General features: G+C 74.2%; 15 protein-coding genes. 9 read left to right on the top strand and 6 right to left on the bottom strand.

Annotation, left to right across the window (positions count from 1 at the left end):
• The first annotated feature begins 247 nt into the window (after nucleotides 1–247).
• Genes IH50_RS0114230 through IH50_RS0114220 form a run of 3 tightly spaced genes read left to right on the top strand, consistent with a single transcriptional unit; the run spans nucleotide 248 to nucleotide 1,831 of the window.
• The gene (locus tag IH50_RS0114230; RefSeq protein ID WP_051767305.1) at nucleotides 248–1,261 is read left to right on the top strand and encodes a hypothetical protein; all 1,014 of its coding nucleotides are present in this window, start codon (nucleotides 248–250) and stop codon (nucleotides 1,259–1,261) included.
• A gap of 1 nt (nucleotide 1,262) precedes the next feature.
• Nucleotides 1,263–1,544 carry a type II toxin-antitoxin system Phd/YefM family antitoxin gene (locus IH50_RS0114225; protein WP_037872376.1) on the top strand — a complete coding sequence of 94 codons (282 nt, stop codon included), beginning with the start codon at nucleotides 1,263–1,265 and terminating at the stop codon, nucleotides 1,542–1,544.
• 5 nt (nucleotides 1,545–1,549) lie between these two features.
• Nucleotides 1,550–1,831, top strand: coding sequence for a type II toxin-antitoxin system RelE family toxin (locus IH50_RS0114220; protein ID WP_030861092.1), 282 nt, complete (start codon nucleotides 1,550–1,552; stop codon nucleotides 1,829–1,831).
• 216 nt (nucleotides 1,832–2,047) lie between these two features.
• Here the strand turns inward: IH50_RS0114220 and IH50_RS0114215 are convergent, their stop codons facing one another.
• The 3 genes from IH50_RS0114215 to IH50_RS0114205 all read right to left on the bottom strand — a co-directional run bounded on the left by IH50_RS0114215 (nucleotide 2,048) and on the right by IH50_RS0114205 (nucleotide 3,982).
• Entirely contained in the window at nucleotides 2,048–2,632 is a 585-nt protein-coding gene (locus IH50_RS0114215; protein WP_030861090.1) for a TerD family protein, read from the bottom strand.
• Nucleotides 2,589–3,296, bottom strand: a complete 708-nt coding sequence (locus IH50_RS37675) for a hypothetical protein (RefSeq protein ID WP_063759484.1) — start codon at nucleotides 3,294–3,296, stop codon at nucleotides 2,589–2,591. Before IH50_RS37675 ends, IH50_RS0114215 begins: the two co-directional genes overlap by 44 nt.
• Nucleotides 3,297–3,406: 110 nt before the next feature.
• Nucleotides 3,407–3,982, bottom strand: a complete 576-nt coding sequence (locus IH50_RS0114205) for a TerD family protein (RefSeq protein WP_030861086.1) — start codon at nucleotides 3,980–3,982, stop codon at nucleotides 3,407–3,409.
• Between the two features lie 390 nt (nucleotides 3,983–4,372).
• Here IH50_RS0114205 and IH50_RS43305 point away from each other — a divergent pair, with 390 nt between their 5' ends.
• Nucleotides 4,373–5,227, top strand: a complete 855-nt coding sequence (locus IH50_RS43305; protein ID WP_324617135.1) for an ATP-binding protein — start codon at nucleotides 4,373–4,375, stop codon at nucleotides 5,225–5,227.
• On the opposite strand, the gene IH50_RS0114195 is transcribed toward IH50_RS43305, so the two are convergent.
• Together IH50_RS0114195 and IH50_RS0114190 are read right to left on the bottom strand one after the other, a co-directional pair.
• A complete protein-coding gene (locus tag IH50_RS0114195) occupies nucleotides 5,221–5,478 on the bottom strand; it encodes a Txe/YoeB family addiction module toxin (RefSeq protein ID WP_030861082.1) in 258 nt (85 codons plus the stop codon). The two genes, IH50_RS43305 and IH50_RS0114195, sit on opposite strands and share 7 nt — an antisense overlap.
• The gene (locus IH50_RS0114190) at nucleotides 5,475–5,753 is read right to left on the bottom strand and encodes a type II toxin-antitoxin system Phd/YefM family antitoxin (RefSeq protein ID WP_030861080.1); all 279 of its coding nucleotides are present in this window, start codon (nucleotides 5,751–5,753) and stop codon (nucleotides 5,475–5,477) included. The genes IH50_RS0114195 and IH50_RS0114190 overlap by 4 nt, the downstream gene beginning before the upstream one ends.
• Before the next feature lie 223 nt (nucleotides 5,754–5,976).
• Here IH50_RS0114190 and IH50_RS0114185 point away from each other — a divergent pair, with 223 nt between their 5' ends.
• From IH50_RS0114185 to IH50_RS0114165, 5 genes are all read left to right on the top strand, one after another.
• Nucleotides 5,977–10,131: a hypothetical protein gene (locus IH50_RS0114185; protein WP_063759483.1), complete on the top strand. Its 4,155-nt coding sequence runs from the start codon at nucleotides 5,977–5,979 to the stop codon at nucleotides 10,129–10,131.
• The gene (gene pglZ / locus IH50_RS0114180) at nucleotides 10,131–12,863 is read left to right on the top strand and encodes a BREX-2 system phosphatase PglZ (protein WP_030861076.1); all 2,733 of its coding nucleotides are present in this window, start codon (nucleotides 10,131–10,133) and stop codon (nucleotides 12,861–12,863) included. The genes IH50_RS0114185 and pglZ overlap by 1 nt, the downstream gene beginning before the upstream one ends.
• Nucleotides 12,860–14,212 carry a BREX system ATP-binding protein BrxD gene (brxD, locus tag IH50_RS0114175; protein ID WP_037872374.1) on the top strand — a complete coding sequence of 451 codons (1,353 nt, stop codon included), beginning with the start codon at nucleotides 12,860–12,862 and terminating at the stop codon, nucleotides 14,210–14,212. Before pglZ ends, brxD begins: the two co-directional genes overlap by 4 nt.
• A complete protein-coding gene (locus tag IH50_RS0114170; RefSeq protein ID WP_030861074.1) occupies nucleotides 14,209–16,362 on the top strand; it encodes a DEAD/DEAH box helicase in 2,154 nt (717 codons plus the stop codon). The genes brxD and IH50_RS0114170 overlap by 4 nt, the downstream gene beginning before the upstream one ends.
• 119 nt (nucleotides 16,363–16,481) lie before the next feature.
• The gene (locus IH50_RS0114165) at nucleotides 16,482–16,898 is read left to right on the top strand and encodes a DUF1761 domain-containing protein (protein ID WP_030861073.1); all 417 of its coding nucleotides are present in this window, start codon (nucleotides 16,482–16,484) and stop codon (nucleotides 16,896–16,898) included.
• Between the two features lie 11 nt (nucleotides 16,899–16,909).
• On the opposite strand, the gene IH50_RS42025 is transcribed toward IH50_RS0114165, so the two are convergent.
• Nucleotides 16,910–17,956, bottom strand: a complete 1,047-nt coding sequence (locus IH50_RS42025) for a hypothetical protein (protein WP_030861072.1) — start codon at nucleotides 17,954–17,956, stop codon at nucleotides 16,910–16,912.
• Nucleotides 17,957–18,093: the final 137 nt, after the last annotated feature.

The following is an 18,093-nucleotide window of genomic DNA, read 5'->3' as shown; positions in this document are numbered from 1 at the left end:
AGCGGCCGATGCGATGCGTCACCTCGTCACCGGAGTCGCCCATGTCGACGGACCCCACTGACACGTGGTCGCCCTCCGCGAAAGCCTTCTTCACTCAATGCGTTCATCCGCACACGCTGCGTGCGGTAGCGTCGCCTCGACATCACGTCTTCCGCGTGCCACGCCGGGCACGGAACGAAGGCGACCCCCGCGGCCGGTTGCACCCGTCCGCGAGGGCCTTGAACCACCAGTGGAAAGCGACTCCACCGTGATTTACCGGCACCATATCGCGCCCCCGCGCGCCTTCACGCAGTTCTCCCACGACCTCATCCGGCACCCCCGGCTGTCCTCCGACGCCGTGCGGCTGCTGACCTGGCAGCTTTCCCTCCCCGACGGGGCGCGCGAGCCCCTGTCACGCACCGCCGAGCGCGCCCGCATCGGGGCGTGCGCCTTCACGCGGGCCAAGCGGCAGCTCAAGGAGGAGGGGTTCGTGCACGAGCGACGGGTGCAGGGGCCCGGTGGTCACTGGGTCACCCAACAGCTCGTCTCCAACGTGCCGTTGAGCGCCGCCGAGGCCGCCAAGATCCTCGCCCGGATGCCCGTACACGTATCCGACGCCTCCGCGTCGCCCCAGCTCGCACCGAGTGCCCGCGTTCCGGCCGCCGGTACTCCGACCCCTCCGCCCACCGACGGTCATCCAAGAAAAGCCCCCGGGGAAAACACCTCCCACCGTCCCGCCGGGCCGGAGCGGAAGCCGGACCCGGAGCCGGAGCCCGCCCCGGAAGCGACCGAGACGACCGAGCCCCCCGAAGCCGCCCGCGCCCTCGTCGCCGCCCTCCCCCGCCTCTCCCCCGACCTGCGCCGCATCCCGCGCGGCATGCACGACGAGCTGGCCCGGCTCGTCTCCCGCTGGCTCGCCGCGGGCCACACCCCCACCGCCGTCCGCACGCACATCCTGCGCGGCCTCCCCGACGACGGCACGCCGGTCCACCGCCCCGGCGGCCTCCTGCGCTACCTGCTCCGCGACGTGCCGCCCGCGCCGGTCCCCGACGCCATCCCGATCGCCGGACTCCCCGCCCCCGCACGCCCGTCCAGCCGCCTCGCGGCCTTCCGCGAATGCGAGGGCGACCACGTGCAGGCGACCCTCTTCCGGCCGACCGGCGACGAAACCCTCTGCCGCCGCTGCCTCACCCCACCACCGCCCCATGCCGGTCCGCAGAGCAGCGGCGCGACGACACGTCACCGGCAGCCCGACCTTCATGTACATCTGCTACATTCGTGACATGAGCGAACCGGTAGTCGAGTCCATGGCCGAGGTCCGCAGCCACCTCGCCGACGTCATCGACCGCGCCCGCCGCGAGGAGACGCCGACGATCATCACTCGGCGCGGCAAGCAGGAAGCCGTCGTGATCGACATCCAGGAGTACCAGCGGCTGCGCCGACTCGCCGAGGACGCCGAAGAGGCATGGCTCAACCGGCTGGCCGATGAAGCAGAGTCCGAGGGCACCGACGGGTCGGTCTCGCTCGAGGAGATGGCCGCTCTGCTCCGCGACCAGCAGGGCTGACGCACATGGGGTACGTCACGCGCTTCACCCCGCACGCCCAGCGGGACATGCTCAAGATCCCGCGCCCCGACGCCCTGCGCGTCCTGTACCGCCTGACCGAACTCCAGAAGGCGATGGACGCGGGAGACACGGCGGGGTTCGACGTGAAGGCCCTCCGGGGGCACGAGGCCCGGTGGCGGCTCAGGGTCGGTGACTACCGCGTCGTCTACACCGTCGAGGACGGCCGGCTCATCGTGTGGGTCCTGACCGTGGGCAACCGCCGCGAGGTCTACCGTCAGGTTCCTTAAGAGGTCACCGCAAAAGCAGAGGCCCGCCTGAGTTCTCGGCGGGCCTCGCGCCTGCTCGCCGCAACGAGCAGGGGGTTCTCTACGAACGTATCGGAGTTTCCCGTACTCACCGACAGGAATGAGACCGTCACTCACCGTCACACGCTTCCGCCTCCGTCCACGGCACGGCTGCCCCTGGACCCGGACCGGGCGGCGCGGGCGTGGCGGTGGTGGTGCTCAGAGGTGGGGCGTGATGGCCGGGAGCAGGTCCTGGAAGGTACGGCCGGTGGCGGGTGCGCCGATGGCCTTCATCTGCCAGCCGCCGCCGGAGCGGTGGACCTTCGCCATGATCTGGGCGGTGTGCTCGCCGCCCCCGGTGAGCGTGTAGCGGGCCAGTTCGGCGCCGGTCGTCTCGTCGACCAGGCGACAGAAGGCGTTCTGCACCTCGGCGAAGGTCTGGCCGGTGAACGAGTTGACGGTGAAGACGATCTGGTCGACGTGGACGGGCACGCGGGCGAGGTCGACCAGGATCGACTCGTCGTCGCCTCCCGTGCCCGCGCCGCCGGTGAGGTTGTCGCCGGTGTGCCGGACCGAGCCGTCGTCGCTGGCCAGGTGCTGGAAGAAGACGACGTCCGTGGGCTGCCCGGCGGCGAAGAGGACGGCGGAGGCGTCCAGGTCGATCTCGCGCGCCCCGGTGAGCTTGGCGAGGAAGCCCTTGCGGGGTGCGGCCTGCCAGCCCAGCCCCATGCGGACGGACGTCAGGGCGGTGCCGTCGGACTTACTGAGGCTGATCTGCTGGCCTTTGCTCATGTTGACCGACATGGGACGGGTGCTCCTCAGGGTTGCTGGTGGTGTGTGCGTCGTGGGGGTGGGAGGGGCGGACGGCCGGTGGAGGGGCGGGGTGCGGAAACGGCTCCTCGCGCAGGTGCCGGCGCAGGTGGGGCAGCAGGCCCCGGTGCAGCAGGGCCTGGTGCCAGTCCAGGCGGGCCCGCTGCGTGCGCGCCGAGTGCGCGGACCCGTCACCGCCGCGCACCGCCGTTCTCAGCAGCGCGGCGAAGGCGAGGAGGGCGCTGGTGCCCGCGATCAGCGTCAGGATCCATCCGGCGGTGATCAGCGAGCCGGGCAGGGCGCTTCCCGTGTCCGCCAGTCGGAGCAGGTAGCCGAGGACGAGCAGGACCGCGGCGGACGCGGTGGCGACGAGCGGGGTGAGTACCGCCAGGGCGGGCAGCAGGCTGCCGGTCACGGGGTGGAACGGCGGGCCGGACCGTGCCGACGTACGCGCCGCGAGGTACGCGCCGTATTCCGCGCGTGCCGCGACGGCTATCCCGTCGGCGTCCCCGAGCGCGCGCAGGCGCAGACGCTCCGCGGCCCGGCCGGTGGGATCGGCCCCCAGTGCCTCCCGTACGTCCGCGGTGCCGAGCGCCAGGCGCAGTACCGCCTCGAAGTCCGGCCTGTCCTCCGGGCGAAGGCGCAGTGGGTCGGCCACATGGTCTCCTGACGGGTGGAAGGCTTCGGCGGTGCTCTCGGAGCGGCGCGGACACGGCGTCGGACCGGCCCCGAGGGGAGCCGGCCCGGCGCCGTGCCGTCCGCGGGGTGTCAGACGCCCACGCCGAAGTCGGCGGCGATCCCGGCCAGGCCCGAGGCGTATCCCTGGCCGACCGCGCGGAACTTCCATTCGGCGCCGTTGCGGTACAGCTCACCGAAGACCATCGCGGTCTCGGTGGAGGCGTCCTCGGACAGGTCGTAGCGGGCGATCTCGGCGCCGCCGGCCTGGTTGACGATACGGATGAAGGCGTTGCGGACCTGGCCGAAGCTCTGGCCGCGGTTCTCGGCGTCGTGGATGGAGACCGGGAACACGATCCTGTCGACCTCGGCGGGTACGGCCGCGAGGTCCACCTTGACGACCTCGTCGTCGCCCTCGCCCTCACCGGTGAGGTTGTCGCCGGTGTGCTCCACCGAGCCGTCGGGGCTCCTGAGGTTGTTGTAGAAGACGAAGTGCTGGTCCGACAGGACCCTGCCGGACGTGTCGAGGAGCAGCGCGGAGGCGTCCAGGTCGTAGTCGGTGCCGGTGGTCGTACGGACGTCCCAGCCCAGACCGACCAGGACGGCGGTCAGGCCCGGTGCCTCCTTGCTGAGCGAGACGTTGCCACCCTTGGACAGGGAAACTCCCACTGCGTGCTCCTTCTCGGCAGGTGCGGTCGAGGCCCGCGGTACGGGCCCTGACCTGAAAATCTACACTACTGTAGAAGTTGGGGCGGGGGCGCGACCGCACCTCGGGCCCGCCGGGCGGCGTGCGGGGCCCGGGGCGTCTATACGATGTCCGCTCGGGGAACGGGCAGCGGCGGAAGGGAGACGGGGCGCGTGTGAACTGGTGATCCGGCCGTGTGGCGGGCCGGCGCGCCGAAGCGCGCGGCCCGCCGCACGGGCGGGGCCGGTCGGAGGGTGGACTCGCGGGGCGGTGGCGGTGGATCGAGGGCGTGGCACGCCTCGTGGATCACGGCCCGCTCGTCCTTGCCGGAGTCGCCGTCGGGGCCGCCGGTGCCGGTGACGGTGACGGTCCGGATGGCGGCCCGTGGCTCGGCGGGCTTCCTCTTCGACCTTCCGCTCCCGCTCCCGCTCCCCGCTCCGGCGCCCTTCGCCTTCCGCCGTGGCGGCGTGGCGTCAGCCCTCGTCCTCCTCGTCGCCCTCGAAGAAGTCCCCGACCTCGTCGACCACTTCGGCCGCGACCATGCCGCCGACGACGCCGACCGCGAGTCCGGCGGCGCCCGCCGCGACGACGAGGTGTGCCCACCGACGGGGGACGCAGGAGCCTGCGGCTCCATGAGGGCAAGAAGAACGGACGCCCGCCCCGACAGGCCCGACACCGTCGTCCACCGCCCCGACAGAGCGTCGTCGTGGGGGCGTCGCTGCTGGTGGGTGGGGGTGTGGGCGCGGGATCTTCGGGGCATGACCACTTCCCCCCGCACGGAGCGGCGGTCCGCGCTGCCGCTTCCGCTCGCCGACCAGACGGTGCTCTCGTTCCGCTTCACCCCGTCCCCGCGCGGAGCCCGGCTCGCCCGCCGGCTCGCCTCCTGCCAGATGGACGCCTGGGGCTGGCACCACGGCACCCCGGCGCACGACGCCATCGAGCTGATCGTGGCCGAGCTGGCGAACAACGCCGTGACCCACGGGCGGGTGCCCGGCCGGGACGCCGAACTGCGGCTCAGCAGAGAGGACGGCGGGTACATCCGCGTCGAGGTCAGCGACGCACGGGGCGAGCGACTGCCCGAGGCACGGGACGCCGGGAGCGAGGAGGACGGCGGGCGGGGGCTTCTCCTCGTCGCCGCCCTGGCCAAGGAATGGGGAACGGCTCCGCGCCCCGGCGCCCCCGGAAAGACGGTGTGGGCCGTGGTGCCCGCCGCGCCGGCCCGTCAGTAGTGGTACCGGGCCTTGATGATCACGACTTCCTTCTCGGTGGCCCGGTAGACGAGGCGGTGCTCGTCGTCGATCCGGCGTGACCAGTACCCCGACAGATCCCCCTTCAGCGGCTCCGGCTTGCCGATACCGGTGAAGGGATCGCGCTGGATCTCGCCGATCAGACGGATGAGCTTGCGGAACAGCTTCTTGTCGGCGGCCTGCCAGTACAGGAGGTCCTCCCACCCGGTGGGACGGAACCTTACGTCCCTCACTCGCCGTCCTCCGCCAGCGCCTCCAGCTCCGCCATGCTCCTGGTGATCACCGGGGTGTCGGCGGCCTTGTCCGCGGCGACGGCCGCCATGAGGTGAGCCGCGTTGGCCGGCGAACGCAGCAGGTAGACGGTCTCCTGCCAGGAACGGAAGTCGTCGGCCGACATCAGTACGGCGTCGCCGCCCCTGGAGGTGATCTCCACGGGCTCATGGTCGTCGTTGACCTGCTGGATCAGCGGGAAAAGCCTGGCCCGGGCCTCGCTGGCGGTGATGGACATGCCTCTCCTCCACAGAAACCGGTACGGGAAGACCGTACCAGTCGAATGGTACAAGTATCCGGTACCAGTCGCATGACCTCTTGCTCCTCGGCCCGGGATTCGCGCCCCGGCTGGCAGGATAAGGAGGGAGATGTGAGGCGCCCGGGTCTGACCGCGCGGGCCCCGAAAGGAAGCCCGGCCGCGGGGGTGGCCGGGCGTGTGCTGTGGGGAGTGGGAGCGGCTGATGGCCAGGGGCGCGGGCGGGACGGTCGTACTGAGGGACGTGCTCGACATCAAGGAGGACGTCTACGCCGGTGACTTCAAGGTCGAGCTGTCCCAGGGGTTCAGCGGCCGGTCGGCGGGGCGGGTCGAGGAGTACGTGGTCACGCCACAGCTCCAGGAGCAGTTCGGCAAGGCGCTGAAGCTGGTCCGCGGCGCCGTCCGCAAGAACGCCTCGTACGCCGCCTACCTGCACGGATCCTTCGGCGCCGGTAAGTCCCACTTCCTGACCGTGCTGCACGCCGTGCTCAACGGCGACGCCTCCGCCCGCGCCAAACCGCGCCTGCGGGAGGTCATCGCCGAGCACGACGAGTGGCTGCGCGGGCGACGCTTCCTCATGGTGCCGTACCACCTGGTGGGCGCCGCCAACCTCGACGAGGCGCTGCTCGGCGGATACGTACGGGCCGTACGGGAACAGCACCCGGACGCGCCGACACCGACCGTGTTCCGCTCCGACGCCCTGCTCGCCGACGCACGGCGGATGCGGGAGCAGCTCGGCGACGACGCCTTCGTACGGCTGCTGCCCGCCGAGGACGGCGGCGCGGCGGACGAGGACGACGACGAACTCCAGGTCATCGGCGCGGGCGGCGCCTGGACCGCCGCCGAGCTGGACGAGGCGTTCGCCGCGCCCGCCGGGGACACGCGCCGCGAACGGCTGGAGTCCGCGCTGCTCACCGGGCCGATGCGGTCCTACGCGGAGAGCGCGCGCGGTGACGCGGCGAAGTACGTGCCGCTGGAGAACGGGCTCGCCGCGATCAGCCGGCACGCCCGCTCGCTGGAGTACGACGGCGTGGTGCTGTTCCTGGACGAGCTGGTGCTGTGGCTCCAGGCGCACATGCGGGACCGGACCTTCGTCAACAGCGAGATCCAGAAGCTGGTGAAGCTGATCGAGTCCGGGGACGCGGACCGGCCGGTGCCGATCGTGTCGTTCATCTCCCGGCAGCGCGACCTGTCCCAGCTCGTCGGCTCCGACGTGCTCGGCGCCGACGTCAAGGCGATGGAACAGGCCCTCGAATACCTCAACGAGCGGTTCGACACCGTCGACCTGGAGGACCGCAACCTGCCGGAGATCATCAAGGAGCGGGTGCTGAAGCCGCTGCCCGGCAAGGACACGGTCCTGGAGGCCGAGTTCGCGAAGATCGACCGGACCGGGCAGCAGGTCAAGGACATCCTGCTCGACGGCAGCGGCGCCACCCAGGCCGACTGGACGGACTTCCGGGCCGTGTACCCGCTCTCCCCGGCCCTGCTGAACGTGCTGGTCGCGCTCTCCGGCGCGCTCCAGCGGGAGCGGACCGGCCTGAAACTGGTGCAGCAGCTCCTGGAGCGGAACGCCGACGCCGCCGTCGGCCGGCTCATCCCCCTCGGCGACCTGTGGGACGTCCTCGTGGACGGCACCGGGGCCGCCTTCACCGACAAGCTGAAGCGCGAGTCGGAGGCGGCCGTGAAGTTCGCCGCGAAGGCCCGCGCCCACCTGCTGGAGAAGTACGGCTCGGACACCCACGCCGACTTCCAGGCCGACGAGCGGTTCGTGAAGACGATGCTGCTCGGCGCGCTCGCCCCCGACGTGCCCGCGCTGCGGCGGCTCACCGGGGCACGGCTCGCCGCCCTCAACCACGGCTCGGTGCGCTCCCGTACCGTGCCCGCCGGGGACGTCGTCGTACGGCGGATGCGGGACCTCCAGGCCGCGTTCCCGTCCGAGGTGCGCTCCGACGGCGAGGCCGACCCGGTGTTCTCGCTGCACCTGTCCGACCTCGACATCGAGCCGCTGCTCGACGCCGTCGCCGAGGAGGACAAGGCGGGCGTGCGCCGGGTGTGGCTGCGGGACCGGCTGTGGGAGGCGATCGGGGTCCGCGACGGGCAGTTCGTCGCCGAGAAGGAGATCGTCTGGCGGGGCACCCGGCGCATCGCCGAGTTCGTCTTCGGCAACGTGCGCGACCGGGCCGACCTGCCCGACGAGCAGTTCACCCCGGCGACCGCGGGCAACGTGCGGTTCGTCGTCGACTACCCCTTCGACGACGGCGACCACTACCCCAGCGACGACTACCACCGCGTCGAGGAACTGCGGAAGTCCGGCGTCACCGCGCCGACCCTGGTGTGGCTCACCGACTTCTTCTCCGACCAGCGCCGCGCCCAGCTCGGCCGGCTGATGCGGATCACGTTCCTGCTGGAACGGGACCGGCTCGCCGACTACACCGGCACCTTCCCGCCCGACGACCGGGCCAAGGTGCGGCGGCAGCTCGAAGTGGCCCGCGACACCCTCACCGACCAGCTCACCGGCGCGCTCGCCGAGGTGTACGGGCTGGCCCGGCCCACCGACGCCAACCCCGGACCCGAGGTGCCGGACGGGCGCCACGTGCTGTCCCTCCAGCCGGAGTTCGCGCAGCCCAGGGAGGAGGGCGGCAAGGGCTTCGAGGCCAACGTGCTGCACCTCGCCGACGGCATGTTCTCCGCGCTGTACCCGAAGCACCCCGACTTCGGGGCCGACCGCACCGGGCAGCGCAAGGCGGTGACCCCGGCCGAACTGCGGACCGCGCTGGAGTGGATCACCCGCGCGATGGACGAGGGCGGACGGGCCAACAACGTCGACAGCCACCACCTGAAGACCGTCAAGCGGATCGTGGAACCGCTGGAGCTCGGCACCGTCCACGACGGACCGCTGGTAATGCGCAGCGACTGGCGCACCCGCGTCAACCAGTGCGCGGCCGGACACCAGCAGCGCGGCGACCTCGACGTCGAGGACATCCGTGGCTGGATCGCCAAGGACCTCGGGTACGCCGGACTCGACAGGCTCACCGGCAACCTCCTCATCGCCGCGTACGCCCTCCTCGACGACCGCGCCTGGGTGCTGCGCGGCGGCCCGGAACGGGAGGCGCCCGCGCTCCAGGAGATCGGCCCCGGCTGGTCGCTGCGGGCGCAGCCGCTGCCCAGCGAGGAGGAGTACGGGGCGGCCCGGGACCGGGCGGCCCGGCTGTTCGGGGTGAGCGCCAAACCCGCGCTGTACGCGCGCAACGTCAACCGGCTCGCCGAGGACCTGCGCGCCCGCGCCGAGGCGTGGGAGCGGGACGTCGCCGGGGTACGGGCCTCACTGGACCGGCACGCCGCGCTGCTCGGACTCGACGAGCCGGGCGCCCCCCGTACCGTGCTCCTGCGGGAAGCGGCCGGGCTGCTGGCCCGGCTCTCCCGGCACGGCGGCGACGCCACCGCGCTGGTGCGGGAGCTGGCCGCCTTCTCCCCGGCCGCCGGCGAGCGGGACCTCAACACCGCCATGGGCAGCGCGGGCGAGGTGCTGGCGGCGCTGGACGGCACCGACTGGCCCGCGCTGCGGAACGTGCACGGGCTGACCGGGCGGGAGGACGGGGTCGGCGACCGGGCGCGGCGGCTGTTCACCGAGATCGCGCAGGCGGCGCGGGCCTCCGAGTTCGAGCGGTCCCTGGCCCAGGTGCTCTCGGGGGTCCGGGAGCAGGCCAACGCCATCATCAACGCGGCGCTGCGGGTGGAGAGCGTCGTCACCGATCCGCCGGCGCGGCCCGCGGCGGCGGACGTGCGGGTCAGCGAGCCGGAGGTGGCCACCTCGCACCCCGGCGTACCGCAGCGGCCGGAGGCGGGACCGGAGGCGGGACCGGACACGTGGTCCGGCTCGTCGGTGGACTCCGGCTCGTTCGCGGACACGGCCGGGGGCGGTGCTCCGCCGCGCCGCTCCGGGCGCCGGCTGATCCCGGCCGGGGGCGACGCGACCGCGCTGGAGCAGCGGCTCGCGGCGCAGCTGGCCGCCGTGCAGGAGGAGATCCGCGCCTTCCGGGCCGCGCACCCGGACGCCGGCGTCGAGATCGTCTGGCAGCCGGTCGACGGCCCCGTCGCGCACCGGGGGACGGAGGGCTCCGGGGCGGCCGACGCCTCAGGGGCAGCTCACGGCGGCCGGGCGGCCGGGAACCCCGGGGCGGCCCACGCCCCCGAGGCAGCCCACGGCAGCCGGACGGCCGGGACCGTCGCGTCCTCGGGGACCGTCAGGGACCCCCGGACGGCGTACGGCTCCCCGGCGGTCGGGGAGGCCGGGCGGGCCGGTGCCTCCGGGGCGGACCGTGCCGGTCGGGCGGACGGCGGCGACGGGGAGGTGCGCTGATGCCGGCGCGGCCCGCCGCGGGGCGGCGTGCCGTCGAGGTGCTGCTGGAGGCGGAGTTGCCGCGCGCCGAGGGGCGGCGGCTGGTGCTGGTCGACGCCGTCTGGGCGGACGGCGACGAGGAACGGGACTTCACCGTCCGGATCGACGGCACCGCGCGCCGCGTACACGTCACCGACCAGGACTCGCCGCTCGGCATCACCGAGGCCTGGCAGCGGCACCTCGCCGACACCGGCCCCGACGAGGACGGCGTCCTCGTCGTCACCGGCACGGTGCCCGCCGACCAGCTCGGCTGGGACCTGCGCGGACACGCGGTACGGCGCCGCCCGCTGGCCGTGGACCGGGCCGGCATCGTCACCCAGCTCTTCGGCGCGGAGAACCTGGACACCCGGATGGTCCGGGAGGAATGGCTGCTGGACGCCCTCCTCGACGCCGAACCCTCCGGCGGCTGGCCGCGCGTCGGCGGCGTCCTCACCCGCGACCGGGCCCTGCGGGCCCTCCTGGCCGCCCGCACCGGCCTCGGGGACACCGCCGCCGACTCCCTCGACCTGGACGCCGACACCCTCTTCGACTGGAGCCGAGGCCCGGCCGGACCCCGCCGGTTCGCCGAACTGGCCGAACCGGAACGCGCCGGGCTCACCGCGTGGCTGGCCCAGGTCACCGGGCCCGCCGCGCCCACCCTGCTCGCCCTCGCCGCCGACGGGCGCGGAGCCGACGCGCTGCCGCTCGGCGCGCTCGCCGCGGCGGCCCTCGGCTGCCCGGCCGCGGCCGACGCCGGTTTCGCCCTCGGCACGCTCTTCGGCAACGCGCTCGGCTCGTTCGACGCGCTCACGCCGTACGCCGCCGCCGCCACCGGCGTCCTCACCCGGTGGATCGCCCAGGCGGAGGCGGGCGGCACCGCCGGCGCGGACGCCCGCGCCCGCGTCGTCGCCGTACTGGAACGCGCCGACCAGCTCGCCGACACCGCGCGGCTGACCCCGCTGCTCGCCGAGGACCGGCTGCTGCCCTCCGGCTACCGGAGCCGGCTGCGCGCCCTCGCCGCCACCCTCGACGGACGTCCGGGAGCCGCGCAGGACGCGCTGCGCCGGCTCGCCGACCACCAGCTCGCCACCCTGTACGGCGAGTCCACCGAACGCGCGCGGACCGCCGTACGCCTGGTGCGGTGGCTCGACACCCCGGCCCCCGACGCGTCCTCGGTGGGCCAGGCCGTACGGGAACACCTGCGGTCCACCGGCCGGGCCGATCTGGCCGTCGGCATCCTGGCCGAGGGCGACGCCTCCCGCGACGGGGTGCTCGGGGAGGCGTACCACCGGCTCATCGGCCGGGTACGGGACCGGCGGCGGGAGCTCGACGAACGGTTCGCGCGGAACCTGGCCACCTGGACCGAGGCCGCCTCCCAGCAGGCGCCGAACGGGGCCCTGCTGATCGAGGACGTGCTCGCGGAGGTCGCCGCGCCCCTCGCCCGCGACGGCGGACGGCCCCTGGTCCTCGTCCTCGACGGGATGAGCGCCGACGTCGCCGTGGACCTCGCGGCGGGGCTCGACCCGCGCGCGTGGACGGAGATCTGCCCGGCCGCGCCCGCCGGACACCGGCCCGGCCGGCTCGCCGCCGTCGCGATGCTGCCCACCGTGACCCGCGTCAGCCGCGCCTCCCTGCTCTGCGGCACCGCCGCCGACGGCGGACAGGACGTGGAACGCGCCGGGTTCACCGCCTTCTGGAAGAAGCGCAGGCGCAGCTCCGTCCTCTTCCACAAGGGCGGCTACGAGGGCACGGCCGGACACCGGCTCGCCCCCGCCCTGCTGGAGGAACTCGCCCACGAGGAGCGGATCGTCGGGGTGGTCGTGAACACCATCGACGACGCCCTCGCCGACGGACGGGAGAGCGGACGGGCCCGGTGGCGCACCGGGGACATCGCGAAACTGGCCGACCTCCTCGACGCGGCACGCGGCAGCGGCCGCCCGGTCCTGCTCGTCTCCGACCACGGGCACGTCCTCGACCGGAGCCCCCGGGACACGGGCCCCACCCCCGCCGACGGCGTGCGGGGGGCCCGCTGGCGCACCGGCCCCGCCGGGCCGGGCGAGGTCGCGCTCGCCGGGCCCCGGGTACGGGCGGACGGCGGACGGATCACCGCGGCGTGGCGTGACGACCTGCGCTACACCGCCCGCCAGGCCGGCTACCACGGCGGCGCCTCCCTCGCCGAGGTCACCGTGCCCGTCCTCGCCTTCGTCCCGTCCGACAGCCGCATCCCCGCCGGATGGACGGCCCTGCCGGCCGAGGACACCGTGCCGGACTGGTGGCGGGGCGGCACCGGCCCGGCGGCCGGACCCGTACCCGAGCCGAAGACGCAGGGGCGCGGACGCAGGCAGGCCGCCCCGCAGGAGGAGAGCCTCTTCCCGCAGCCCGGCCGGGGCACCCCCGGCGAGGAGACGGTGCGCAGCGCGGCGTACCGGTCGCAGCGCGACTTCGTCCGGCTGCCGCCCGCAGACACCGCCGTGGCCGCCGCGCTCGACGCGCTGCTGACCGCCGGGGGCAAGCTGTCCCCGGCCGCGGTCGCGGCGGCGGCCCAGTCCGCCACCGGCAAGTCGCAGCGCAACCCGGAACGGTTCGTCACCGTGCTGGAGCGGCTGCTGAACATCGACGGCTACCCCGTGCTCCAGCTCGTCGAGTCCGGCCGCACCGTCCACCTGGACAAGGAGCTGCTGCGGCAGCAGTTCACCGGAGGCACCCCCGCATGAGCACCACCGCCGTGGACACCCCCGGCGAACGGCCCGGCATCAGTGCCGCACGCGCCCGCGACGTCGTCGACGCCCTGCGCCGCGGCACCGTGCCGCACCAGGGGCTCGGGCTGTTCGCCGTCGGGCTGGACCGCTTCGCCCAGGCCCTCGACGACGACCTGGCCACCGTCGCCCGCGGCGGCTCCGCCTTCCACGCGCTGCGCGGCGAGTACGGCTCCGGCAAGACCTTCTTCGCCCGCTGGCTCGCCGAACGCGCCAAACGGCGCGGACTGGCCGTCAGCGAGGTGCAGATCTCCGAGACGGAGACCCCGCTGCACCGGCTGGAGACGGTCTACCGGCGGCTCACCGAACGCCTCACCACCGCCACCCACCCGCCGTCCGCGCTGCGCGCCGTCGTCGACTCGTGGTTCTACGCGCTGGAGGAGGAGGTCCTCGACGCCGGAGAGGCCGAGGAGGACGACGAGGCCGGACTCGGCCGGGCCGTGGACGAACTGCTGGAGCGCCGGCTCGCCGACGTCGCCCGTACCACCCCCGCCTTCTCCGCCGCCCTGCGCGGCTACCGGGACGCCGTGGCGGCCGGTGACGGGGCCCGCGCCGAGGCGCTGATCGCCTGGCTCGGCGGGCAGCGGTCCGTCGCCGCCGCGGCCAAGCGCGCGGCCGGGGTCCGCGGCGACCTGGACCACTTCGGCGCCCTCGGCTTCCTCCAGGGGCTGCTGACGGTGCTGCGGGACTGCGGCCACCCCGGACTGCTGCTCGTGCTCGACGAGGTGGAGACCCTCCAGCGGGTACGGGGTGACGTGCGCGAGAAGTCCCTCAACGCGCTGCGGCAGTTCCTCGACGAGATCGACGCCGGCCGGTTCCCCGGACTGTTCCTCGTCATCACCGGCACCCCCGCCTTCTACGACGGGCAGCAGGGCGTGCAGCGCCTCGCACCGCTCGCCCAGCGGCTGGCGACCGACTTCACCACCGACCCGCGCTTCGACTCCCCGCGCGCGGTACAGCTCCGGCTGAGCGGCTTCGACCTCGCCTCCCTGGGCGAACTCGGCCGCAAGGTGCGCCAGGTGTACGCGGCGACGGCCAGGAACCCCGAACGCGTCGCCCTGCGCGCCGACGACGCCTACCTCGACGAACTGGCGCGGGCGGTGACCGGCTCCCTGGGCGGCAGGGCCGGTATCGCGCCCCGGCTCTACCTGCGCAAACTGGTGGCCGACGTCCTCGACCGGGTCGACGCCTTCGACGACTTCGACCCCCGGCGGCACTACACGCTCACGGTCCGGAGCGCGGAACTGGACGAGGTGGAACGCAACGCGGCCGCGAGCGCCGGGGACGTGGAGCTGGAGCTGCCGTGAGCGCCGACGCGCTGGACCTGCTCGACCCGATCCTCACCCACCACATCGTCAACTCGCTCGGCTGGCGCTCGCTGCGGCCGTTGCAGCAGGAGGCGATCGGGCCGGTGCTCGCCGGTCAGGACGCCGTCCTGCTGGCGCCGACCGCCGGCGGGAAGACCGAGGCCGCCGTCTTCCCCCTGCTCACCCGCGCGCAGCGGGAGGGCTGGAAGGGCACCGGCATCCTGTACGTCACCCCGCTGAAGGCCCTGCTCAACAACCTGCACCCGCGCGTGGAGACGTACAGCGGCTGGGTGGGGCGCACCGCCGAGCCGTGGCACGGCGACATCGCCTCCACCCGTCGCCGCCGCATCCTGGCGAACCGCCCCGACATCCTGCTCACCACGCCCGAGTCGCTCGAGGCCATGCTGGTCAGCACGCACGTGGACCACCGGGCGTTCTTCTCCGGGCTGCACAGCGTCGTCGTCGACGAGGTGCACGCCTTCGCCGGCGACGACCGGGGCTGGCACCTGCTCGCCGTACTGGAACGCCTCCAGCACGTCATCGGGCGGCCGGTGCAGCGGATCGGCCTGTCGGCCACCGTGGGCAATCCGCGCGAGCTGCTGGACTGGTTGCAGGGGTCGGGGCTGGGCACGCGGCCGGGGCGGGTCGTGGCGCCGGGGGTGCCCCTGCCGGGCACCGGTGCCGCGGTCGCGCCGCCGCCGGGCGACGTCGAACTGGACTACGTCGGCTCCGTCGCCAACGCCGCCACCGTCGTCGCCGCCCTGCACCGGGGCGAGAAGCGCCTGGTCTTCTGCGAGAGCCGGCGCACCGTCGAGGAACTGGGCGAGCAGCTGCGGCTGCGCGGCGTGACCACCTTCCTCTCGCACGCCTCCCTGTCCGCCGACGAACGGCGCCGCGCGGAGGAGGCGTTCGCCGAGGCCCGGGACTGCGTCATCGTCTCCACCAGCACCCTCGAACTCGGCATCGACGTCGGCGACCTGGACCGGGTGATCCAGCTCGACGCCCCGGCGACGGTCGCCTCGTTCCTGCAACGCCTGGGCCGCACCGGGCGCCGCCCCGGCACCCGGCGCAACTGCCTCTTCCTCGCGTTGAGCGACGAGGGTTTCCTGGCCGCCGCGGCCCTGCTCCTCGCCTGGTCGCGCGGCTGGGTGGAGCCGGTGACCCCGCCTCCCGAGCCGCGGCACCTCGTGGCCCAGCAACTGCTCGCGCTGTGCCTCCAGGAGCACCGGGTCGGGGAGAACCTGTGGCAGGAGTGGTGGGGCGGCCTCGGCACGTTCGGCGCCGCCGCCGAACCCGTCGTACGGCACCTGGTGGAACAGGGCTGGCTGGAGCGGGACTCGGGCACCCTGTTCATCGGGCCGGAGGCCGAACGCCGCTTCGGGCAGCGGCACTTCATGAACCTGACGGCCTCGTTCACCGCGCCGCCCGAGTTCACCGTGCTCAGCGGACGGACCGAGATCGGCCGCACCGACCCGGACCTGCTGACCGAGGAGACCGACGGCCCGCGCAAACTGCTGCTGGCGGGCCGCAGCTGGCTGGTGACGTACATCGACTGGCGGCGCAGGCGCTGCTTCGTGGAACCCGTGGACGAGGGCGGGCGCGCCAAGTGGAGCGGCTTCGGGGCGCAGCGCGTGCGGTCCTTCACCCTGGCCCGTGCCGTACGGGACGTGCTGCTCGGCGGGGACCCGCCCGTGTCCCTGACCCGCCGGGCGGAGGCGAGGCTCGCGGCGGCCCGGGAGAGGTACCTGGACGTGGTGCATCCGGCCGGGACCGTCATCACCCGCCGGGGCGACAGCGACGTGCGCTGGTGGACCTGGGCCGGGCACCGGGCGAACGCGACCCTGGCCGCGTCGCTCCCCTCCGTCGTCCTGCGGCACCGCAACGTCGACGACCGCTTCGTCCGGCTGCGCGACGACGTCACCCCGCGGGCGTGGCGCGCGGCGGTGGCGGACACCGGTACGGGGGCGGACGCCGGTACGGGCCTGACGCTGCCGGACGTGGACCCGCACGCCGTACGGGGCCTGAAGTTCGCGGAGGCGCTGCCCGCACGGCTCGCGGAGGCCACCCTCGCGGCGCGGCTGGGGGACGCCGAAGGGGCGCGGGCGGCACTGGCGGAACCGGTGCGGTTCCTGCTGCGGCAGGACGGCTGACCGGCTCCGCCGGGAAGCCGACCGGCTCCGCCGGGAAGCGGACACACCCTGTCCTGTACGTCGCCGAGACTCGTGCCCCCGGCGGTCGCGAGGACCGCCCGTCCACAAGGAGCCCGCGCGTGTTCTCCGTTCTCGCCGACATCAACTGGTGGGCCGTCGCCGTCACGGCCGTCGCCTCGGTCCTGCTCGCCGGCGTCTGGTTCGCGGTCGTGATCGCCAAGCCGTACGCCGTGGCGCTCGGCCGCGAGGGCGCGCCGGCGCCCGCGCAGACGGCCCTGGCCATGGCGGGGCCGCCGGTGTGCCTCCTCGTCACCGTCCTGACCAGCGCCGTGCTCGTCGAGGCGCTCGACATCACGGGCATGGGGGACGCCGTGGTGTTCGGGCTCCTCGTCGGCGTCGGCTATCTCGGAGCGATGACCTTCCAGATCGCCATCAACCCGAACTTCCCGCGCCCGCTGTACTACGGGGTCCTCAACGCGCCGTTCTTCGTGCTCACGAGCGTGCTCGGCAGCGTCGTCCTGGTCGCGACGCGCTGAGTCCGGGCCGGTCAGTCGCCGCCCCCGCCGCCTCCCCCGTCACCGCCGCCGTCGCCGCCGCCTCCGCCTCCGTCGCCGCCGTCTCCTCCGTCGCTGCCCCAGCCGTCGCCGCCGCCGCGTTCGTTGTCGTCGCCGTCGGTGCCGAGGTTGCTGAACCAGGGGAGGTCCCAGGCGGCGGTGTCCGACTCGGAGCGGGGGCGGGGGCGGAACCTGGCCAGGCCCGTCGTGTCCCCGAGGCCGAAGGAGACGGCGACCGCGTGGGCCATGACGGCGTCCAGGGGATCGGGGCTCTCGTGGTGCACGGTGGCCAGGGGCAGCAGCACGGTGCCGGGCGGAGGGCCCGGCCAACGGGACGGACGGGTCAGCAGTGCGACCCGCCGGCCGTCGCGCAGCAGCCACGAGCTCTCCGCGTTCTCGCGCCGCAGCGTCCAGTGCCGGTCGGGCAGGTGTATCTCCACGCTGCTCCTCGACTTGCGGAACTTCTTCTGCAGGACGAGCCGGGCCGTCGTGTCACCGACGGTCATGACCAGGCCGCTGCCCGGGACGGTGGAGTCGCCGCGGAAGCCGTACGGTGCCCGCAGGCGTACGGCGGGGGCGTGCGGGCCCCAGACGTCCACGCGGACCAGGCGCCGGTCCACGGCGACGGCGACCGGTCCGGCGGGGCCGGGCGCGTAACGCCGCGCGATCCACAGCGGTACGCCCTCCGCACGCGCCCGCGCGGCGAGCGCGGCCACCTGGTCCGCCCCGCCGCACCCGCGGACCGCCCACTCGCCCAGGGCACGGGCGAAGTCGGCGGCCCGGCGCACCTTCAGGGGCTTGGTCGTGCCGGTCACGCGGGTGACCGGCACGATGCCGGGGCCCTGCGGCAGCGAGGCCAGGGGGCGTTCCGTGCCGCCGCCACCGAGCCAGCACCCCCGCAGGTACGCCTCGGCCATGGCGCCGAGGTTCAGTTCGGCCGGCGGTGTCGTCCGGCCTCCTCTGCGCAGCCCGGCCTCGGTGAGTTCCACGGTCCGCGCCAGCGGGTTGCGGGACCGTTCCCCGTAGAGCACCTGGTTCATCCCGTCCCCCTCCTGTTCCGAATACCGTGGGGAAAGACCTCGCGGGCCGTGGCGCGGTTCCGCGATCAGCCGTCCGACGTGCGGCCGCGAGTACGGCGAAGGCCCGGCACCCCGTTTCCGGGGGTGCCGGGCCTTCG

It is taken from the genome of Streptomyces sp. NRRL S-37 (assembly GCF_000721605.1).
In the GTDB taxonomy this organism is placed as follows: domain Bacteria; phylum Actinomycetota; class Actinomycetes; order Streptomycetales; family Streptomycetaceae; genus Streptomyces.
The sequence above is the reverse complement of the archived record's forward strand: the minus strand, read 5'-3'. Positions and strand labels throughout refer to the sequence as shown.

Bases quoted from the DNA above. Each gene is read 5' to 3' on its own strand.
- IH50_RS0114185 (WP_063759483.1), top strand. From the start codon at position 5,977: ATGGCCAGGGGCGCGGGCGGGACGGTCGTACTGAGGGACGTGCTCGAC.
- brxD (WP_037872374.1), top strand. From the start codon at position 12,860: ATGAGCACCACCGCCGTGGACACCCCCGGCGAACGGCCCGGCATCAGT.
- IH50_RS0114220 (WP_030861092.1), top strand. From the start codon at position 1,550: ATGGGGTACGTCACGCGCTTCACCCCGCACGCCCAGCGGGACATGCTC.
- IH50_RS0114190 (WP_030861080.1), bottom strand. From the start codon at position 5,753: ATGTCCATCACCGCCAGCGAGGCCCGGGCCAGGCTTTTCCCGCTGATC.
- IH50_RS43305 (WP_324617135.1), top strand. From the start codon at position 4,373: ATGGCGGCCCGTGGCTCGGCGGGCTTCCTCTTCGACCTTCCGCTCCCG.
- IH50_RS0114225 (WP_037872376.1), top strand. From the start codon at position 1,263: ATGAGCGAACCGGTAGTCGAGTCCATGGCCGAGGTCCGCAGCCACCTC.
- IH50_RS42025 (WP_030861072.1), bottom strand. From the start codon at position 17,956: ATGAACCAGGTGCTCTACGGGGAACGGTCCCGCAACCCGCTGGCGCGG.
- IH50_RS0114215 (WP_030861090.1), bottom strand. From the start codon at position 2,632: ATGTCGGTCAACATGAGCAAAGGCCAGCAGATCAGCCTCAGTAAGTCC.
- pglZ (WP_030861076.1), top strand. From the start codon at position 10,131: ATGCCGGCGCGGCCCGCCGCGGGGCGGCGTGCCGTCGAGGTGCTGCTG.